Raw genomic sequence first — 18,452 nt, 5'->3', positions numbered from 1 at the left:
AACACTATCCTTGGCCGTATCTGTCTGGTCAGATCGACACGCCGACGAGCGGGGCTCCCGGGATCTAAGTACATTTGCATTAGATTCTACGTCTCAGTACTGTGCCTACTAGAGCTTAATTATTGAGCCATCGTCTCTATTCCTAGATCTCAGCGCTGGAACGCCTTCTCACAAACGGCGAGCTCGGACCAGTTCAGCACTGCAATTAACGATGTCCCAGAACCGGCACCTCTCTGCACTCAAAATCCGCACCACCTTCTTTGACTTTGGCACCGAACATGCTCAGCGCCTCTGCATGGGAACGATTTCCTACTCCTCCGCTATGTTTCGAGCCAATCGGACAGAGCTCACCAACCGCGTCACCGCCTCACGAACGTCGAACAACAGCGCTACAGGTCGCCGCACCAGTAGCGTTGAAGAGACTCTGGACGCCAACCCTCCCCAGCGCGCCGATGCAATCGCCGCCACCAACAACAGCGCACGCCGCTATGCAGCTGCTGCCCTGGCGGACGCCACGGCAGTAGCAAGCACCAAAACCGTCGCACAGACCGCAGCCCCCCAGCCGCTGGCCGCGACGGACCCCATGAAGCAGGCCTGGCTCGACGCCAATACCGGCTCCTATGCCAATGTCCTAACTAATAACCTCAACCGCTCTACGCCCTTCAATATCGCTCCGGTGGGAATCCAGTGGACCAATCTCTCCAACGGCAGAAGCGACGGAGCCACACGTGCCGTTGGCAATGTGGATAAACAAGGAGGGCAGGAACTCGCCACCTTGCTCGGCGGAACGCTCGTCGATTCCCCCTTCAGCACCTTCGGAACCCAACAAAAAGACCAATATATCCGGATGCCGAACGGGCAGATGATTGACGCCTCCGTCCTGGCCAACAGCCTGAACGCAGCCCGCACGGCAAAAGATCCTTTCTCCGCCACCCAAAACGTCCTCGACACCTACCGCGCGGAGGCCGCCAGCTATAACCTCAACAATTCCACAAACGCGATTGACAGCGTCACCAAGGGCAACCTCAAAGTGGTGAACGCGAACACGCTGCCCACCTAACAAAAACTTGCCAGGTGGCATTTTCCGGACGTCCCAATCTGAAACGGACGTTTCCAATTCGGGACCGAAAGCTCCGATTCGGTGGATTCCCCCTCGCCATGATAAAATGGTGAAAATCCCCCCAATAAGGAGAACACAAGGTTGAACACTGCCTTGCTCGCCCTGGAAGACGGTTCGGTCTTCGAGGGCAATGCCTTTGGTGCGCCCGTAGACAAAGCGGGTGAAGTGGTTTTCAATACCTCGCTCACCGGATACCAAGAGATCTTCACAGACCCTTCCTACGCGGGGCAGATCGTCGTACTGACGAACCCGCAGATCGGAAATTACGGAACCAACGACGCTGACAATGAAGCGATTCGGCCGTTTTTCGAAGGATTGGTCGTCCGTGAATATTCCCCGCTCGCTAGCAACTGGCGAAGCGACGACGAAGCTGGCGATTTCCTCTCGAAACACGGAATTCCTGGAATCACCGGAATCGATACCCGCGCCCTCGTCCGGAAACTCCGCATGGGCGGGGTAATGCGGGGGGTTCTCTCCTCCACGACACTCGACCCTCGCGTACTGGTCGAGCGTGCCCGCAATGTCCGATCGATGGCCGGCCTCGATCTGGCCACCGTCGTCTCCACTCCCAAGTCCTACCAATGGAATGAGACTGTCACCGGCGTCTCAGAATCAGAAGTCCTGCGCCAGCCCGCCCCTGCCAGCTTCAAAGTTGTCGCCTATGACTTCGGGATGAAGCGCAACATCTTGCGCCGCCTCGCCCATGTCGGCTGCGACCTCACCGTTGTTCCCGCCGGCACCAGCGCCGAAGACGTCCTCGCGCTGAAACCAGACGGCATCTTTCTGTCGAACGGCCCCGGCGACCCTGAACCGCTCGAATTCCAAACCAAGCAAGTCCAGAAGCTGATCGGGAAAGCTCCAATCTTCGGCATCTGTCTTGGCCACCAGGTCATCGGCCTCGCGCTTGGCGGCAAAACCTACAAGCTGAAATTCGGCCACCGTGGCGGCAATCATCCGGTGCTCAACCGCACCACGAACAAAGTCGAGATCACTGCGCAAAACCACGGCTTCTGTGTCGACCCGGACTCGCTCAATCAGAACGAAGTCGACCTCACCCACATCAATCTGAATGACCAGACCCTCGAGGGTCTGCGTCACCGCAACCACCCCCTCTTCTGCGTGCAATACCATCCCGAGGCCGCACCCGGCCCTCACGATTCCCAATACCTCTTCGACGACTTCATCAAGCTGATGAGCGACTGGAAAGGCTCCAAGTAGCAGATGCCCCGTAGAACAGACCTCAAGAAGATCCTCATCGTGGGCTCCGGCCCCATCGTCATCGGCCAGGCCTGCGAGTTTGATTACTCCGGCACCCAGGCCTGTAAGGCTCTTCGCGACGACGGCTTTGAAGTCGTCCTCATCAATTCCAATCCGGCAACAATCATGACCGACCCCGACTTGGCCGACGCCACCTACGTCGAGCCGCTCACCGTCGAGTTCGCCACCGAAGTCATCAAGAAGGAACGCCCCGACGCCCTGCTCTCCACCGTCGGTGGCCAAACCGGCCTCAACCTCGCCATCGCCCTCGCCGAAGCGGGCGTTCTCGAACAATACGGCGTCGAGTTGATCGGCGCCAAGGTCGAAAGCATCAAGAAGGCCGAAGACCGCCTGCTCTTCAAAGACGCAATGCGCAAGATCGGCCTCGATCTGCCCGAATCCCGTCTCATCACCCGCGTCGAAGACGGTCTCGCCTTCGCTCAGGAAATCGGCTATCCGCTCATCCTCCGCCCCAGCTTCACCCTCGGCGGCACCGGCGGCGGCATTGCCTACAACACCGAAGAGCTGATCGAAATTCTCGAGCGCGGCCTCGACCTCTCCCCCGTTCACGAAGTGCTCGCTGAAGAGAGCATGCTCGGCTGGAAAGAGTACGAGATGGAGGTCATCCGCGACCTCGCCGACAACGCCATCATCGTCTGCTCCATCGAAAACTTCGACCCGATGGGCGTCCACACCGGCGACTCGATCACCGTCGCGCCGGCCCAGACCCTCACCGACCGCGAATACCAGATGATGCGCGACGCCTCGCTCGCCTGTCTGCGCGAGATTGGCGTCGACACCGGCGGCTCTAACGTCCAGTTCGCCATCAACCCCGCCAACGGGCGCATGATCATCATCGAGATGAACCCCCGCGTCAGCCGCAGTTCGGCCTTGGCCTCGAAGGCCACCGGCTTCCCGATTGCGAAGATCGCCGCCAAGCTCGCCGTCGGCTACCGTCTCGACGAGCTCAAAAACGACATCACCCGCGTCACCCCAGCCTGCTTTGAGCCCACCATCGACTACGTCGTGGTGAAAATCCCCCGCTGGCAGTTTGAAAAATTCCCTGGCTCCTCCCCTGCCCTCGGTACGCAGATGAAGAGCGTCGGTGAAGTCATGTCGATCGGCCGTACCTTCCGGCAGAGTCTCGGCAAGGCCCTGCGCTCGCTCGAAACGGGCAAGAGCGAGAAGGCAGAAGTCTACGACGAGACGTTGATCCGCCAACGCCTGATCACCCCCAATCCCGACCGGCTCAATTACATCCGCTTCGCCTTCTCCCTCGGATGGACGATCGAGCAAGTCCAGGAACTCACGGCCATCGATCCCTGGTTCCTCCGCCAGGTCAAGGACGTCGTCGACGAAGAACAATCGCTCAAGGGCAAGACCCTGGCGAGCCTCGACGCCCGTACCCTGCGGCAGGTCAAGCGCGACGGCATCTCTGATGCCTACATCGCCAAGGCCACCGGCAGCACCCCGGACGAAGTGCGCGCATACCGTAAAGAAGCCGGAGTCGCCGCCGTCTTCAATCGCGTCGACACCTGCGCCGCCGAATTCGAGAGCTTCACGCCTTATCTCTATTCGAGCTACGAGAGCGAATGCGAAGCCCAGCCCAGCTCGCGCAAGAAGGTCATGATTCTCGGCTCCGGCCCCAACCGTATCGGACAAGGCATCGAGTTCGACTACTGCTGCTGTCACGCCGCTTACGCGCTTGGCGACTTTGACCACGAGAGCATCATGGTCAACTGCAACCCGGAGACCGTCTCAACGGACTACGACACCTCCGACCGCCTCTACTTCGAGCCGCTCACGCTTGAAGAAGTGCTGAACATTTACGATACCGAGAAGCCCGATGGCGCCATCGTCCAGTTCGGCGGCCAAACTCCGCTGAACCTCGCTCTCAGCCTCAAGCGCCACGGTGTCCCGATCATCGGCACCCAGCCTGAGAACATCGACCTCGCCGAAGACCGCAAGCTCTTCGCCAAGCTGCTCGACGATCTCAAAATCCCCTCGCCTGAAAACGGCACGGCCACCAGCGTTGAGGAAGCCTGTGAAGTGGCCCGCCGCATCGGCTACCCGGTGCTCGTGCGCCCCAGCTTCGTGCTCGGCGGCCGCGCCATGGTCATCGCCTACGACGAAGACATGGTCCGCCGCTACATGCAGGAAGCCGTCCACTTCTCGCAGGACCGTCCTGTCCTCATCGATCGCTTCCTTGAAGATGCGCTCGAGGTCGACGTCGATTGCCTCAGCGATAGCAACGACGTGCTGATCGCAGGCATCATGGAGCACATCGAAGAAGCCGGCATCCACTCCGGCGATTCCAGTTGCGTCCTGCCGCCCACCAGTATTGCGCCCGCCGAGCTCAAGACCATCGAAGACTATACCGTCAATCTCGCCCGCGCCTTGCAGGTGGTGGGTCTGATGAACGTCCAGTACGCGATTAAGGATGGCAAGGTCTACGTTATCGAAGTGAATCCGCGTGCCTCGCGCACCGTGCCCTACGTCAGCAAAGCCACCGGCATCGCCCTCCCCAAGGTTGCCGTCGGCCTGATGCTTGGCAAGACTCTCAAGGAACTCTCTAGCCTCACCGGCGGCCGCACCAGCGGCGTCCTAACGGTCTCGAAGTTCTTCGTCAAGAGCCCGGTTCTCCCCTTCCATAAGTTCCCGGGAGTCGATCCGGTGCTTGGTCCAGAGATGCGCTCTACTGGCGAAGTCATGGGCGTCGGCGAAACCTTTGGCGAAGCCTTCGGCAAGGCCCAGCTCAGCGCCGGAATCCCCCTGCCCGCCAGCGGCACCATCTTCATCAGCGTCAACGACCGGCACAAGCCCGACGCCGTTGCCATCGCCAGCAAGCTGAAGGAATTCGGCTTCCAGTTCGTCGCCACACGCGGCACCGCCAACGCCCTCAAGGCCGCCGGCATCCCCTCCAAGGTCATCTATAAGGTGAATGAAGGCCGTCCCAATGCGGTCGATCTCATGAAGACCGGCAGCGTCCAACTGGCAATCTACACCACCATGGGCAGCGTCAGCTTTGGCGATGAGAAGGCCATCCGCCGTGCCGCCATCCAGTACCGTGTCCCTTGCATCACCACCATGTCGGCAGCAAAGGCCGCAGCAGAAGCGATGGTGTCCAAGCAGGACACGCCCGCTCGCGTCTGGAGCCTGCAGGAGATCCACCGGAAAGCATCCGCGTAGATCGTCCGCCCAACCAGAAAGTAGACCCCGGCCCCAACGCCGGGGTCTTTTCAGTTTCCCGCCACAATGGAGATCAGTACCGGATTGCTCTTGGCGCCATCCACTTCCAGTTGCAGCAGCGTCTGCCCCAAGGAGATCGTCTTCGGCAACGGCACAATCACTTCATACAACCCGACAATGCCAGGAAACAGGCCGGCAAAAGTCGGCGTGAGCACCTGGCCATCCACATGAACCAGCACGGGATACAACACCGCCACGGCCGGACTGGGCGCAGGGGCACCCGGAGCCAGTTCTCCCGCCACAGCACCCAATCCTGTCCCCAGCACCAGGATGGTCTCACCGGCCGTCGCAGGCTGATTTGCCGTAACCAGTTGAGCCCCCTGCAACACGGCGAAGATCGCCGGAGCTACAGCCACCACGTCCAGCTCTTTCGTCGAACTTCCGTTTGCCGTATGCACCGTGAGCAATTCCGGCCCCAGCGCATCAAAGGGGAGATGTGCATTAATCTGCTGCGGGGAGACATAACTCAATGGCAAGGAACGCCCTCCGAGCCGGACGCTGGTCCCGTTCAAGGTCGTCTCAGGCAATCCAGCAGCGATTCCTGCGCTCTGCGCCAGATTCTGTCCAAAGATCGCAATCCAGGATCCTCCTGCCACCTTCGTGCTGAAATCACCTCCGTTCGCCACGCTTTGGATGACCGGCACTGGCGCGAGCACTACCTTGTCCAGCTCCGTCCCTGTGATCCCCAGCGCTCTCACCGTCAACCCAACACCGTCCAGATCCACGCGCAAGTAGTTGTGGAGATGCAGCGACACTGCCGTCTCGGACACCTCTCCAATCGGCTGCAGCCATGCCCCGCCCCCACTGCTGTTGATATAGACAGTTCCACCGCCATTCGAAACAGGCTGGCTATTCACCAGAGAGACGGTGCGCTGGTAGCTATGCTCATGCCCATTCAGCACCAGTTGCACTCCGTAGCGGTCTAGAATCGGCACCACCTTCTCCTTGGCGGCGGCACAGATCGGATCATCGAGGTGATACCCGCTCGGATAGGGGGTGTGATGGAAGAAGACAATCTTCCAGAACTTTCCAGTTCCCTTCAGATCCTCTTCCAGCCATTGGAGCATCCTTTCGGAAGCATCCATACGAAGCAGGTTCGAATCGAGCGACACAAAATGGGCGTCGCCCCAATCAAAGGAGTAATAACGGCCCCGATCCTCGGCCGGTCCCCCGTTATCGGGGAATGCATTCACGGCCAGATAAGGAGCCGCACGCTGCGTGTAGTATTCGTGATTTCCGGGCGTCGGAAAGAAAGGCAGGCGGCCCATCAGGGCCCGGTAGGGAGCAAAGTATCGATCGTCAAACTGCGCAAAGGTCCCATTCTCATAGGCAAGATCGCCTGTATGAATCACAAGCGAAATCCCTTGCTCCGCATTCAGGCGGCCCGCTAGTTGCAATTGCTCCGGCGAGCCAGATCCGCTATCTCCCAGCACAAGAAAAGAGAAGCGCCCCGGCCCGGCAGTCATGAAATGGAGCGCTTGGTTATTCGACAAAGACGGACTCAACGGCACATCATTCACCAGCACCATGTACTGATAGTTCACCCCGGGTTGCAGCGCCGTCAGGTCTGCTTCATGTTGATAGAAGACATCCGGCATCCCTGTTTCTTCCGGCGAAAACTCCCGGCTTTTCGCCCTCACCGTCTGGACGCTCCGTCCATCGGTAAAACTCACCGTGGCTACCCCCGGCTCACGGGTCGTCCAAAGGATTGAAGCATGGTCTTGCTGGACATTCTGCAAGTAGGGGCTGCGAACGAGTGTCACCCCAAAAGCAAGCGGGGAGATGCCCAGCGAAGCAAGCAGCGTCACCTGCAGCGCAAAGCAACGAATTCGGTTTTGGATCAGCATTGGGCCTCTCTAACGCGCCCCGGTCAGTTGCACTCCGTGCAGTTTTGAGGATACGCTGGCCCCCACCGATCCGACAGTCCACGACGCCGACTGTCCGCCTTGCGTCAATAGAACCACACGGGGAGCCAGTGGTGCACTCAAACTCGTAGGCGCCATCGCATTCACTTGATACAAGCCGACAAAGCCAGGAGCCAACCCTGAGAACTGAATCGAAAGCGGCGTCGCATCGGCCATCACCTGCGGAGTCAACAACGTGGTCGCCAAAACATCCGTGGGACCCGCCGCGCCAATCGCGACATTCTGATTCAGAATCCCCAACCCCGCCGCATAGATCGACAAGGTCTCCCCAGGCAGCATCGGACGAGCCGAAGAAAGGGTCGTTCCATCCGCATGAATCACTCCCAGAATATCCGGCGTCGCCGCCAGTACAGAGACATCTACGCTATTGCTCAGGTCGTTTCCATTCCACACCACAACATTCGCCGTTCCAAGCGGAACATCAGCAGGAACTTGAAACTGCACCTGAGTCGGGGTCGTTGAGAACAGCGGCGCACGCACGCCATTCACGGCAACAAAAGTGTTCCCCAGCAAACGCACGGGGCCATTCGTGGGCTGCAGGTTGCTTCCCAAATCAAGACCGTTTACCGTGGTCAGTCCGCCGGGCGACACCGCCGCTGTGCCTCCCCAGGCGGCTATCCCTCCTGCGGCAATCTGCGGATCGGCGGGAGTGGCCACATAGCCAGCAGACGCCAGTGAAGACATGACCATCGGATAGCGCCCCGCCACATAGGTATGCAGCCACTGTGCGCCTGTTTCAAAGTCCGTCACACCACAAGGGATCAGGCCATTGGACGTGGCACATTGCTTGTTCGGGTCGTTCACCGCCGCATCATGGATCAGCGCATACTCACGGGTCAGTTCAACATCAGCCCACCCGCCAGTGCCGCCAAACAGCGTTTGAGCCTTGGCCAGCGAATTCAGATACATCGTGCGGTAGCGGGGAATCCCCACCAGGCGCTGCGCCAGCAGATTGATGTTCGATCCGTTCGTGATGCCGAAGAAAATATCGCGATTCGGATCAGAGAAAGTCAGATCCTTATCCCAGGCCAGAAACTGATAGAGAGTTGAATTCTGGAACTGGTAGAGGAAGAAATTGTTCATCCCGACAATGCCGCCACAGATCCCATCCTCCTCAGCGAGAACCGACTCCACGGCAATGTGAGCCAGAAACAATGCGGGATTCATGAATTGCGACAAAGCGCTCGCAAACTGATCATCAGTCAGGCTCGTCGCTGGCTGATTGATCAGTTGCACCAGATTGATCAGATTCGCCAGATCCGGAGCCGCCTGGCTCGTCTTCAGATCGACAAGCGGCGCATAGAGAGTAGGGTCGGTCCCGAGGTTATTAAACTCGTAAACTCCATTCTGCTGCCACTCATAAAGATAGCCACCACTCTCCCCGAAGTTCCGCTGCAGATAGCTCTCATCTTCGTGCTCCACGATGAAGTAGAAACCCAGCAACTGGTTATTGAGATAAACCTGCGCCGGCGCTTCTCGTGGGGCGGGCAAACCCATCTTGCGGAACAGCTTCATCGAGAGCCATTCATGCAGATTGGAAGGGTCCTCATTATTCGCCTTCAGCAGGAAAAAGGTCAACCCCAGAAAGTCCTGTTTTTTCACATACTTCGTGAAGTTCACATCCAGATTCGGCTTCACCGGACTGCGGCTGCCTCCTCCGTGCGACCGGACCCCCACCTGGAGCGACTGCCCGTTCCAGGCAAAGGTCGCAGGGTAGTAAGTATTCAGGGTGTAATTCTGCTGCAGCGTTGCCAAGTCTGCAGGATCCATCGTCAAATGGATCACCTGAATCGTAGAATCATCGAGAAACACATTCGCCTGACTTTGCGTGAGGCCAGAGACAGCGGAGAGAACCATCAGCATCAAAATGGACAACCGGTTGGAATGCACAGGAATTACCCTCTTTCTTTCCTTTGAGCACAGCTACAAGACCTGAGGCGCAACCCCTCTCCAAACGGCTACTCGCCTCGCAATGGGATAGAAGCGGACCTGTACAGGGGGGATGGAAAACAACCCGCTGGCTGGGAGGCAAAAGCGACAGTCACAAGTTTTTCAAAACTAGATCTCCCGTCTTCTCAATCACTTCCCTCCGAAGCAGGCACAAAAGCACCCAGCGATCCCGTATCGTGGAACCGGTGGTGAAGCGCTCGCTTTAACTGCCTGTTAGTTTTATGTGATTGAGGCTTCTATGAGCGAAACCGGAACCGGAATGTTTCCGATCAACGACCTCTACCTCTTCCCGTACTTCCAAACACGGGATGAGTATCTGAAAGCAACTGGCGAGGAGGCTCCTCTCTGGGATTCCTCCAAGCCGGTCAAATGCTGGTTTGATCCTGCCGCCCGCACCACCACCAAGCGCACCATGCTCTACGATGCAGCACTGCTCTACGACAAAAATGGAATGGTGATCGCAGACACAAAGGGCGTTCCCCAACTGGACCAACTCGCACTCCTTAAGGAGGATGCGGCGACGGTCAATATTCTGCCGCGGGAGCGGATGGTCGATTATGGCCCTGGCTCACGGCTCGCACCGATCCCTGTCCCGCTGCGTCCCCTCAAGGACAATGAGGAACTCACCTTTACCTTTGGCAACGTGGTGACCGTAAGAATCAAGGATGCGTACAAGGATACGGTCAACGCTTTCACGGTCGCAGACCGGCAGTTGCTGTCCAAGATCGCGGCCAAACTCGGAGTGGTCTGAGGAACCAGGGGCCGCTCGCCACGGCCCCTAAAATAGATCGCCAGCAGCGCGCAGGCCACGGAGGAAACGCAATCCCGGAACTGCAAATTCATGTATGTCGTGAGTTCCTGAGGATCGAGCACCGCCCGGTAGCGAACTCTCGATGGCACGCAACCGCAACGAACCCAAAACCGAAAAGCGTCTCTCCCCCATCGGGAACACCATGAAAGAGACGGCAGCAGCTATTTCTTCGGGTTGATGTGGACCTTGATGTCGAACGACTTGCCGGTCTGCGCCACACCCAGATGGAACACTTGCAGCACAGCCTCGGCGTCCTTGGCGGGCTTGCCCTTTGGCTGATAGCGAATGGTCAGTATTGCCGATCCACCCCGCGGCACAATCCGCGGATCCAGATCAAACTCTAATTCCTGGCTTCCAGGCGCATCGTGGGTCAGGTTGACACTCCCCGGCAGCCCGTTCTTGACGGTGATCGTCTCTGTTTTGGCTTCGCCCATCACAAAAACAACTTCTGTCCGGTCCGGCAGCACCATCTTCCATAAGGTCTCAATATCAGGACCGCGCATAAACTGGCCGGTCGGCACCAGAGGAGCCTCGCCGCCGCTTTCGTTCGTGTTCATTGTGCCGAAAGGCGTCTGACGGGTTTCATTCTTCGGCTTGAACCAGAACCATTGGCCGTTCTCCAGACGCCACCAGGATTCGAGAGGCTGCTTCACATCCATTGACCCGACGTTCAGGATTGCCGCCTGCGACTCAATCGTGGTTACGACCTTAGCGGCCTTGCCCCCATCGGCATAGAAAATATGATCGACATGAAAACTCTTGATCCGCTTCTTCGGCCAGGCAAAGAATTCGTCCTTCGAATCTTCCGACACGACTTGATCCGCCTGCCGAAACTTTCCGGCAACAAACTGCTCCCAAAAAAAATTCAGCCGCTCCCGCAACTGCGCTTCCTGCGCTGGCGCGATCTTGATGACATCATCGGCAAGCATCGATCCTGCCATCGCGATTCCAAGCACGAACAAACGAACCCAATTTTGCTGCATTCCTCTCCGATCCTAACATTCATGGACGCTTCGGAGCAGTTTCCGTCACGCCGCCGGACGGGCAATTCCGCGCTGGCTCGATCGCACAAACGAAGCCAATTCCGCCCCAATCGGATGCGCAAGCGCCTCCAGACCCGCACAAGCCTCGTCCTTCTTCAGCCCGCTCCGGAACAGCAGCCGGTAGCAGTCCTTCACCACCTGCCGCTCGGCGGCATCAAAACCAGCCCGCCGCAGCCCCACCGTGTTTACGCCCTCAACAGCAACATCGAAATTCGAATACAAGAAAAACGGAGCCAAATCAGAATTCACTCGCGTATTGCCCCCCACCATCACCAGCCGTCCAATCCGCGAATACTGGTGCACCACGACGCCTCCCGACAGAAAAGCCCGATCCCCTACCTCGACATAACCGGCCAGCAGGGTACAGCTCGCCACCACGATGTGGCTTCCCAACTGGCAATCATGCGCGATGTGCCCCGAGGTCATGATGAAGTTGTGATCGCCAATCACCGTACTCGCCTCGGGCTTAGTCGCCCGCGAAATCGTAAAATGCTCGCGAATCTTGTTGTGATTGCCAATCCGCAAATAGCTGCGCTCGCCGCGAAAGTTCTTATCGAGCGGATCAGTCCCCAGCACGGTCGAAGCACTGATTTCATTGCCTTCCCCAAGGCTCGTCCAGCGCTTCAAATACACGTAAGGTTCGAGAATGCAGCGCGGGCCAAGCGTCACATCCTGTTCAATGATGCAGTACTCTCCCACCACGCAACCGGGGCCAATCGTCGCATCGGGATGAATTCTTGCCGTGGGTGCAACCAAAGCACCCGGGTCTATGGGCATAAATAGATTATGCGTGTTCGTGAGTTGGCGGAGAATCTGAAGCTGAGCTTTGAGGGCGATGGAGAAATAGAAATCCTGGGGGCCGCCGAGCTCGAGCGGGCCACGAGCGGCGAACTCTCCTTCGTCGCCGCCCGCAAGTTCTGGCCAATGGCGCAGAGTTCCGCCGCCGGCTGCCTCATCGTCACGATGGATTATCCCAGCGGCGATCGCACGTTGATCCGCGCAAACGAGCCGCGCAGCGCCTTCGCCCACTCGCTCCAGTTGCTCTTCCCGCCCCAAGGCCCCACCGGCATCCATCCGAGCGCTGTTCTTGAAGCCGATGTCGAACTCGGCGCCAACGTCTCAATCGGCGCCCACTGCACCATCGGCAAAGGCGTCAAAATCGGGGACAACAGCATCATCCACCCCCACGTCACCATCTATGCCGGTGTCGAGATCGGAGCCCGCGCGGTGATCCACTCTGGCTGTGTGCTCGGCGCCGATGGCTTCGGCTTCGTGCTGGTGGAGGGCCGCTACCGCAAGTTCCCGCAAGTGGGCCGGGTCCGCATCGGCGACGATGTCGAGATCGGCGCCAACTCCTGCATTGACCGAGCCGCGCTCGGGGTCACCCTCATCGGCAGCGGAGTCAAGATCGACAACCTCGTGCACATCGCCCACAACTGTCAAATTGGCGAAAACGTGGTCATTGCCGCCCAGACCGGTCTCTCAGGTGGCGTCACCGTAGGAGCCGGCGCAATCATCGGCGGGCAGGTGGGCATTGGCGATAAGGCGCGCATCGAAGCAGGCGCTGTATTGGGCTCGGGCTGCGGCGTACTCACCTCAAAGATTGTGCGCGCCGGGCAGCCTGTCTGGGGCACCCCGGCACGGCCGCTTAAAGAATACCTGGAGCAGTTGGCTCTCGTTGCTCGTCTGCCAGAAATGCGGAAAACTCTGCAGTCAATTGCGGAGCGGCAGGAAGAGCAAGCGTCAACTCCAGACAACTCGGATCCGACAGACGCACAATCAAGCTAGCCCCGTTGGCGGCGGCCATGCGCTCCAGACAATCGAGGATCAAGCCAGACCCGGCAGCCGGGCTGCAATCCTCGCCCATCAGGCCAACAGCGGTCACGCGCAACTGCACATCACCGCTAGCAAGCACATCCGTGACAATCGCAACCGGAGCGCCTGGCCTTGCCGCGCCACCCAGCAGGCGGCACACCGCGCTCACCATCTGCGTCGCATGGCGGAAGTCCATCCACACAGGCCCTCCGTCCAGATGGAGGTTGAAGCGATTGCCGAGCGAATCCTGCTGCGTCTGCTCAGAAACATAAGCCCTCAGAATCTGGTCCAGATCCACCGCCTCGGGTGCCGCCGCGCCTGCTTGCGACAACGTCAGCGCATCGCTCAAAATCCACCCGCTCTGTGCCACCAGTTGACGCAAGCGCGTCAGATGTTCAGCCACACGCGGCTCGGCGTTGGGCAGCGCCAACTCGAGGTAATACGCAATCGACTCGATCGTACTCAGTGGTTGGCGCATCTCGTGCGCCAGAGTGTTCAGGAGAATAGTGTTGGAGTGCGGCATCTAGGAAGAATTCAGCTTGTGCCGGGGGAGCTTCCACAGTATACATAACTCAATGACGAGAAGAACCGCGATCTATTTGTCCACTCCGCTATGGGCGCAATCGAGCACCCGCTACCGCACCGCAATCATTGGTGCAGGCTGGTGGGGCAACAACATTCTGCGTTGTGCCATGGAGGCCGGACAGTCTCAAGTTGTGGGCATCTGCGACGTCGATGAAGCCGCTCTCGATGCCACGGAAGCCGAGATGCGCAAGCTCAGTAGCGACACGCCCAGGCGCTACCGCGACTACCGCGAGATGCTCGCCAAAGAGAAGCCGGAGATCTGCATCGTCGCCACCCCAGACCACTGGCACGCCCTCGCCGCCATTGCCGCGATGAAGGCCGGCGCGCATGTCTATGTCGAGAAGCCCATCAGCCACACCCTCAAGGAAGGCAGCGCGATGGTGCGCACCGCCCGTGCCACCCAGCGCATGGTGCAAGTGGGCACCCACCGCCGCATGTCGCCCCATTGCATCTCGGGCATGGAATTCCTCAAGAGCGGCAAGGTCGGCAAGATTGGCATGGTGCGCGCCTTCGTCGGCAGCCCTGGCGGCGCGGGCGTCAAAACACCAGACTCCCCAACGCCGAAGGGTCTCGATTGGGACAGCTGGTGCGGCCCCGCGCCGCTGCGCCCCTTCAACAAAGCGATCCATCCGAAAGGCTTCCGCCAGTTCATGGATTTCGCCAACGGCACCATCGGCGACTGGGGCATCCACTGGTTCGACCAGATGCTCTGGTGGACCGAGGAGAAATACCCGAAGAAGGTCTACGCGACAGGCGGCCGCCTCATCCGTCAGGACTCCACCGACGCCCCCGACACCCTCATCGCCGCCTTTGAATTTGAAGGCTTCCGTGCCGATTGGGAACATCGTCTCTACGCAAACAACAATGCCGAAAAGGCTGCCATCGGCTGCTACTTCTACGGCACCGAAGGCACCTTCCACATGGGCTGGCGTGACGGCTGGACCTTCTACCCCTCAGACCCGAAAAAGCAGAGCATCCACGTCGACCCGAAACTGAACGATCCCGACGGGCAGAACATCAAGGAGCTCTGGCGCGACTTCCTCGATGCGATTCGCGACAAACGGCTGCCCGCCTGCGACATCGAAAAAGGCCATCGTGCAACGGCCATGAGCCTGCTCGCCGTCGCTTCCTGGCGCCACGGACGCAGCCTTGAATGGGATGGGGAGAAAGAAGTGATCCTGCACGACCCGGCGGCAAACAAGTTCCTCGCCCGCGACTACCGCAAAGGCTACGAATACCCGAAGTAAGGGCAACTCCATACAGAACCCAACCGAAGTGGCAAGAGCAGCAAAAGGTGAAGCAATCAACCATTTGAGTGCTCTTGCTGTGACGGACCCGGAACGGCCCATCGATGGAATGGCATCACTGTCACCGAATGATCGCCTAGGCGTAAGGAGCTCGCCTCGACGACAATTCAATTCCCGGCTACCCAGCAACGCTACAGCTCATTCTCGCTTGTACCGTCGGCGTGCGACCGTACATTGCGCTTGTAGTGGAGCAGCGAGACAGCATCACAATGGCGAGGGTAAAGGCGATAGCAGAGCAGATCCACCACAACGCAAGACTTAGACCCGCCTGGCTTGGAGCAAGTCTAAGCCTTGGTGGAGCCAGGCATATCGTTACCAAAATAAGAGATGCCCGCGATGCCGGCGGCTCCTGACTGCCGGCAGGCCGCCTCATTCTGCGCGTTTACGCCGCCCAAGGCGATCACGGGAATCCGCACCGCCCGCACCGCCTCAGCCAGCACTTCGAGACCCAAGGCAGGCCCATAGCCGGGTTTTGACAGGCTCTCGAAAATCGGGCTTAGATACACATAATCCGCGCCCTCCCCCTCGGCCCGCTTCACATCCTCAATCGAATGGCAGGAGACGCCCACCAGCAAGCCATAGCGCTTTGTCAGCCGGTAAGGCGCAATCCGATTTGAAGGCAGATGCACCCCATCAGCGCCCGCAACCAGGCACAGGTCAAAGCGTTCATTGATCAGCAAGGTCCCGGCAAAACTCGCGCGCAGCAACAGGGCCCGCCGCAACACTTCCCTATCGCTCAAACCCTTGGCCCGCAGTTGCACCACGCTCGCGCCTGAAGGCACAGGCCCCAAACCTTCGGTGATGCAATGCCGCGTCAAAGAATCCTCAGCGTCGCGGTGGGAAAGCGCAGCACCCACTCGCGATGATGGCTATTCTCGGCAAATTCCTCGAGCGGCAACTCGACAATCAGCCCGCCGCTAAAGTGCAGCAACGCCGACCGCGCGGTCTCAGAACTGCCTTCGAGCGTCAACACCAGCACGCCCTTCTCTGCCTTGCCCATCTTCGGCGTCACCGCAATCTCATCGCGGCGCACGCACACCGTCACCTGATCGCCCAGCAGGCGGGCCGGATAGTAGGGGCCTTCGAGCTCAATCCCATTCCAGCGCAGCTTGCTCTTGTTGTTGCCGGGGTCCAGCATCTTGATCTCGGCCGGCAGCAGATTGAACATGCCCAGCAGATTCGCAACTCCCGCCGAAGCAGGCTGCGACAGAATGTCACGCGGCAAGCCCACCTGCGCCACGCGCCCGCCCAGCAGCACCACCATCTGGTCGGCCAGCGCAAAGGCCTCATCGAGGTCATGCGTCACCAAGAGCACCGGCACCTTGAACTCATCGCGCACCCGTCCCAGCACCTCATACAATTCAAAGCGCAGCGCCACATCGAGGCCCACCGACGGCTCATCGAGCAACAGGATCTCAGGGTCCACCACAAGCGCTCGAGCGATGGCACAGCGCTGGCGCTGGCCGCCTGAAACCTGGCTCGGCCGGCGGCCCGCAATCTCCACCAGGCGGAAGTCTTCAAGCAACTCACTCACCCGGCGATGCCGCTCGAGCTTCGGCACCGAAGTTGCCGCATACTCGAGGTTCTCGCGCAGACTCATGTGCGGAAACAAGGCAAGGCGCTGGAACAGATAGCCACAGCGCCGCTGTTGCGGCGGCAGAAAGACGCCGGTTGCGACATCGAGCAGCAGACGATCGCGCAGCAGCACGCGCCCGGCATCGGGCTTCCCAAAGCCCGCGATCAAGTCGAGGGTCAGCGACTTTCCTGACCCGCTCGGGCCGAACAAAACCGTGATTCCCGCAGCAGCCGCAAACTGCGCATCCAGTTGGAAACTCGCCGATTCTTGGGCTTCGGGGAATCGTTTCTGCAGTCGGACTTCGAGCATTGTTCTAGGATCGCAGGGCGGGCGGCGCGCTCAAACGATTCGCGATCCAAACCCCGCTAAAACCAATCACCGATACAATCAACACCAGCCACAAAGCGACCGAGTTGCGGCCCGATTCGACGGCTTCATAGATCGCCACAGACAGGGTCTGCGTCTTGCCAGGGATGTTGCCCGCGATCATGATCGTCACGCCAAAATCGCCAAGCGAACGCGCAAATGCAAGCACCGCCGCGGCCGCAATGGCCCGCTGGCACAGCGGCAGAATGACACGCAGGTAGATGTTCCACTCTGCAATCCCCAGACTGCGGGCGGCCTTGATGTAGATCGGATCGACGCTCTCAACAGCGGCGCGCAGGTACTTGGTCAACAGCGGGGCAGAATGAAAGATTGCCGCAATCACAGCGGCCTTCGGCGTAAAGACAATCGGGCTTCCGGTCACCCGTTCCCAAAGCATGCCGAGCCAGCTCTCGCGGCCCAATACGATCAGCAGGTAATAGCCAAGAACGGTGGGCGGCAACACCAGTGGCAGCGTCATCGCAGCGTCCAGCAGCTCTTTGCCGCGAAACTGCAATTCACTCAGCGCCCAGGCACAGGCCAGCGCGATGAGAAGAGAAATGAAGGTCGCGGCAAAAGCAACTTTGAGACTGAGGACTAGGGGCGTGTAGTCCACGGCGCGGCGTTACTTTGCCGGACGGGGACGCGGTGTTGCGTCGCCCTCGGTCAGTTTCAGCGCCCACTTGATCGCCTCGGTATACATCGTCTGGATGTCCGGGCGGTTCAGCGCCTGCTCGTGATGGCCGAAGGTGGAATAGAAGACCCGGCCATTGCCGTAGTTCTTCACCCAGGCCACCGCAAAGTCGCCATCGGTGCGCTTCACATTCTTCGCCTTCAGATCGATCTTCGTCTCATCGAGACGCGCCAGCACACGCACCTTATCGCGGGAGAAGAGCTTGGCCTGGTAGATCTCGTCATAGATCACAAAGGCCTTCGGAAAGTGCGCCATGGCCGGATGGCTGCGGTCTTCGACAATGACCGGCGCGTCAAAGGTATTCCAGGGATGGCTGTCAAAATAGCCGCCGATCATCTCGCCGTACTCAGGCCATTCATAGAAAGTATCGAGCGCGCTGTGCATGCCGATAAAACCCTTGCCCTCGTCCTTGATGAAGCTCATCAAGGAAGCCTTCTGCTCGGCGTCCATCTGCAGTTCGCCGGTGGTGTAAAAGAACACCGCATCGTAATAGTCGAGGTTCTTCTTATTGCCGGTCAACTTCTTCTTGGTGATGAACTCGCAACTGGTCTGGATGTAGGTATCCCAGAGGCCGGTCTTCTTACCAAGATCGTGTACAAGCGCCAGGCCGTCGGAAGTCGCGTCGTGATGAAAGCCACGCGTCTCACCGATCGCGAGGATCTTCTTTTTCTTGGGTTGTGGCTGTGCTGGCATCGACGTCATGTACAGACCGAGGCCAACTAAAAGTGCGGCGGTGCCGCGTAGTAGGAATTTCATT

General features: G+C 59.1%; 14 protein-coding genes. 6 read left to right on the top strand and 8 right to left on the bottom strand.

Annotated features, from left to right (window positions below; translation table 11 throughout):
• Positions 1–211: 211 nt before the first annotated feature.
• The 3 genes from M017_RS0113150 to carB all read left to right on the top strand — a co-directional run bounded on the left by M017_RS0113150 (position 212) and on the right by carB (position 5,566).
• On the top strand, positions 212–1,060 hold the full coding sequence (locus M017_RS0113150) for a hypothetical protein (RefSeq protein ID WP_031498480.1): 849 nt from the start codon (positions 212–214) through the stop codon (positions 1,058–1,060).
• Between the two features lie 141 nt (positions 1,061–1,201).
• Positions 1,202–2,338, top strand: a complete 1,137-nt coding sequence (gene carA, locus M017_RS0113145; protein WP_031498479.1) for a glutamine-hydrolyzing carbamoyl-phosphate synthase small subunit — start codon at positions 1,202–1,204, stop codon at positions 2,336–2,338.
• Between the two features lie 3 nt (positions 2,339–2,341).
• Entirely contained in the window at positions 2,342–5,566 is a 3,225-nt protein-coding gene (gene carB / locus M017_RS0113140) for a carbamoyl-phosphate synthase large subunit (protein WP_031498478.1), read from the top strand.
• A 50-nt stretch (positions 5,567–5,616) separates the two neighbouring features.
• Here carB and M017_RS0113135 read toward each other — a convergent pair whose 3' ends face one another.
• Both M017_RS0113135 and M017_RS0113130 read right to left on the bottom strand, forming a co-directional pair.
• On the bottom strand, positions 5,617–7,473 hold the full coding sequence (locus M017_RS0113135) for a metallophosphoesterase (protein ID WP_031498476.1): 1,857 nt from the start codon (positions 7,471–7,473) through the stop codon (positions 5,617–5,619).
• Positions 7,474–7,482: 9 nt separating this feature from the next.
• Positions 7,483–9,441, bottom strand: coding sequence for a CotH kinase family protein (locus tag M017_RS0113130; protein ID WP_155121392.1), 1,959 nt, complete (start codon positions 9,439–9,441; stop codon positions 7,483–7,485).
• A 298-nt stretch (positions 9,442–9,739) separates the two neighbouring features.
• Here M017_RS0113130 and M017_RS0113125 point away from each other — a divergent pair, with 298 nt between their 5' ends.
• Positions 9,740–10,252 (top strand): hypothetical protein, encoded by a 513-nt coding sequence (locus M017_RS0113125; protein WP_031498474.1) that lies wholly within the window; start codon positions 9,740–9,742, stop codon positions 10,250–10,252.
• Positions 10,253–10,473: 221 nt separating this feature from the next.
• Here M017_RS0113125 and M017_RS0113120 read toward each other — a convergent pair whose 3' ends face one another.
• Together M017_RS0113120 and lpxA are read right to left on the bottom strand one after the other, a co-directional pair.
• A complete protein-coding gene (locus tag M017_RS0113120; RefSeq protein WP_031498473.1) occupies positions 10,474–11,295 on the bottom strand; it encodes a hypothetical protein in 822 nt (273 codons plus the stop codon).
• 45 nt (positions 11,296–11,340) lie between these two features.
• Positions 11,341–12,132, bottom strand: a complete 792-nt coding sequence (lpxA, locus tag M017_RS0113115) for an acyl-ACP--UDP-N-acetylglucosamine O-acyltransferase (protein WP_031498472.1) — start codon at positions 12,130–12,132, stop codon at positions 11,341–11,343.
• A gap of 9 nt (positions 12,133–12,141) precedes the next feature.
• Here lpxA and lpxD point away from each other — a divergent pair, with 9 nt between their 5' ends.
• A complete protein-coding gene (gene lpxD / locus M017_RS0113110) occupies positions 12,142–13,143 on the top strand; it encodes a UDP-3-O-(3-hydroxymyristoyl)glucosamine N-acyltransferase (protein ID WP_051670021.1) in 1,002 nt (333 codons plus the stop codon).
• Positions 13,144–13,745: 602 nt separating this feature from the next.
• Positions 13,746–15,002 (top strand): Gfo/Idh/MocA family protein, encoded by a 1,257-nt coding sequence (locus tag M017_RS0113100; RefSeq protein WP_031498469.1) that lies wholly within the window; start codon positions 13,746–13,748, stop codon positions 15,000–15,002.
• Between the two features lie 344 nt (positions 15,003–15,346).
• Here the strand turns inward: M017_RS0113100 and M017_RS26630 are convergent, their stop codons facing one another.
• Genes M017_RS26630 through M017_RS0113080 form a run of 4 tightly spaced genes read right to left on the bottom strand, consistent with a single transcriptional unit; the run spans position 15,347 to position 18,451 of the window.
• The gene (locus M017_RS26630; protein WP_051670019.1) at positions 15,347–15,880 is read right to left on the bottom strand and encodes a thiamine phosphate synthase; all 534 of its coding nucleotides are present in this window, start codon (positions 15,878–15,880) and stop codon (positions 15,347–15,349) included.
• A complete protein-coding gene (locus M017_RS0113090) occupies positions 15,877–16,947 on the bottom strand; it encodes an ABC transporter ATP-binding protein (protein WP_051670017.1) in 1,071 nt (356 codons plus the stop codon). Before M017_RS0113090 ends, M017_RS26630 begins: the two co-directional genes overlap by 4 nt.
• Before the next feature lie 4 nt (positions 16,948–16,951).
• Positions 16,952–17,617, bottom strand: a complete 666-nt coding sequence (modB, locus tag M017_RS0113085; RefSeq protein WP_031498464.1) for a molybdate ABC transporter permease subunit — start codon at positions 17,615–17,617, stop codon at positions 16,952–16,954.
• Positions 17,618–17,626: 9 nt separating this feature from the next.
• Complete coding sequence (locus M017_RS0113080) at positions 17,627–18,451, bottom strand: ThuA domain-containing protein (protein ID WP_031498463.1); 825 nt, start codon at positions 18,449–18,451, stop codon at positions 17,627–17,629.
• Between the last annotated feature and the right edge of the window lies 1 nt (position 18,452).

The sequence above is a fragment of the Bryobacter aggregatus MPL3 genome, assembly GCF_000702445.1.
In the GTDB taxonomy this organism is placed as follows: domain Bacteria; phylum Acidobacteriota; class Terriglobia; order Bryobacterales; family Bryobacteraceae; genus Bryobacter; species Bryobacter aggregatus.
Note: the sequence above shows the minus strand (reverse complement) of the source record. Positions and strands in the feature narration are given on the sequence as shown.

Bases quoted from the DNA above. Each gene is read 5' to 3' on its own strand.
- M017_RS0113150 (WP_031498480.1), top strand. From the start codon at position 212: ATGTCCCAGAACCGGCACCTCTCTGCACTCAAAATCCGCACCACCTTC.
- lpxD (WP_051670021.1), top strand. From the start codon at position 12,142: ATGCGTGTTCGTGAGTTGGCGGAGAATCTGAAGCTGAGCTTTGAGGGC.
- M017_RS0113135 (WP_031498476.1), bottom strand. From the start codon at position 7,473: ATGCTGATCCAAAACCGAATTCGTTGCTTTGCGCTGCAGGTGACGCTG.
- carB (WP_031498478.1), top strand. From the start codon at position 2,342: ATGCCCCGTAGAACAGACCTCAAGAAGATCCTCATCGTGGGCTCCGGC.
- M017_RS0113120 (WP_031498473.1), bottom strand. From the start codon at position 11,295: ATGCAGCAAAATTGGGTTCGTTTGTTCGTGCTTGGAATCGCGATGGCA.
- M017_RS0113090 (WP_051670017.1), bottom strand. From the start codon at position 16,947: ATGCTCGAAGTCCGACTGCAGAAACGATTCCCCGAAGCCCAAGAATCG.
- lpxA (WP_031498472.1), bottom strand. From the start codon at position 12,132: ATGCCCATAGACCCGGGTGCTTTGGTTGCACCCACGGCAAGAATTCAT.
- M017_RS0113125 (WP_031498474.1), top strand. From the start codon at position 9,740: ATGAGCGAAACCGGAACCGGAATGTTTCCGATCAACGACCTCTACCTC.
- M017_RS0113080 (WP_031498463.1), bottom strand. From the start codon at position 18,451: ATGAAATTCCTACTACGCGGCACCGCCGCACTTTTAGTTGGCCTCGGT.
- M017_RS0113100 (WP_031498469.1), top strand. From the start codon at position 13,746: ATGACGAGAAGAACCGCGATCTATTTGTCCACTCCGCTATGGGCGCAA.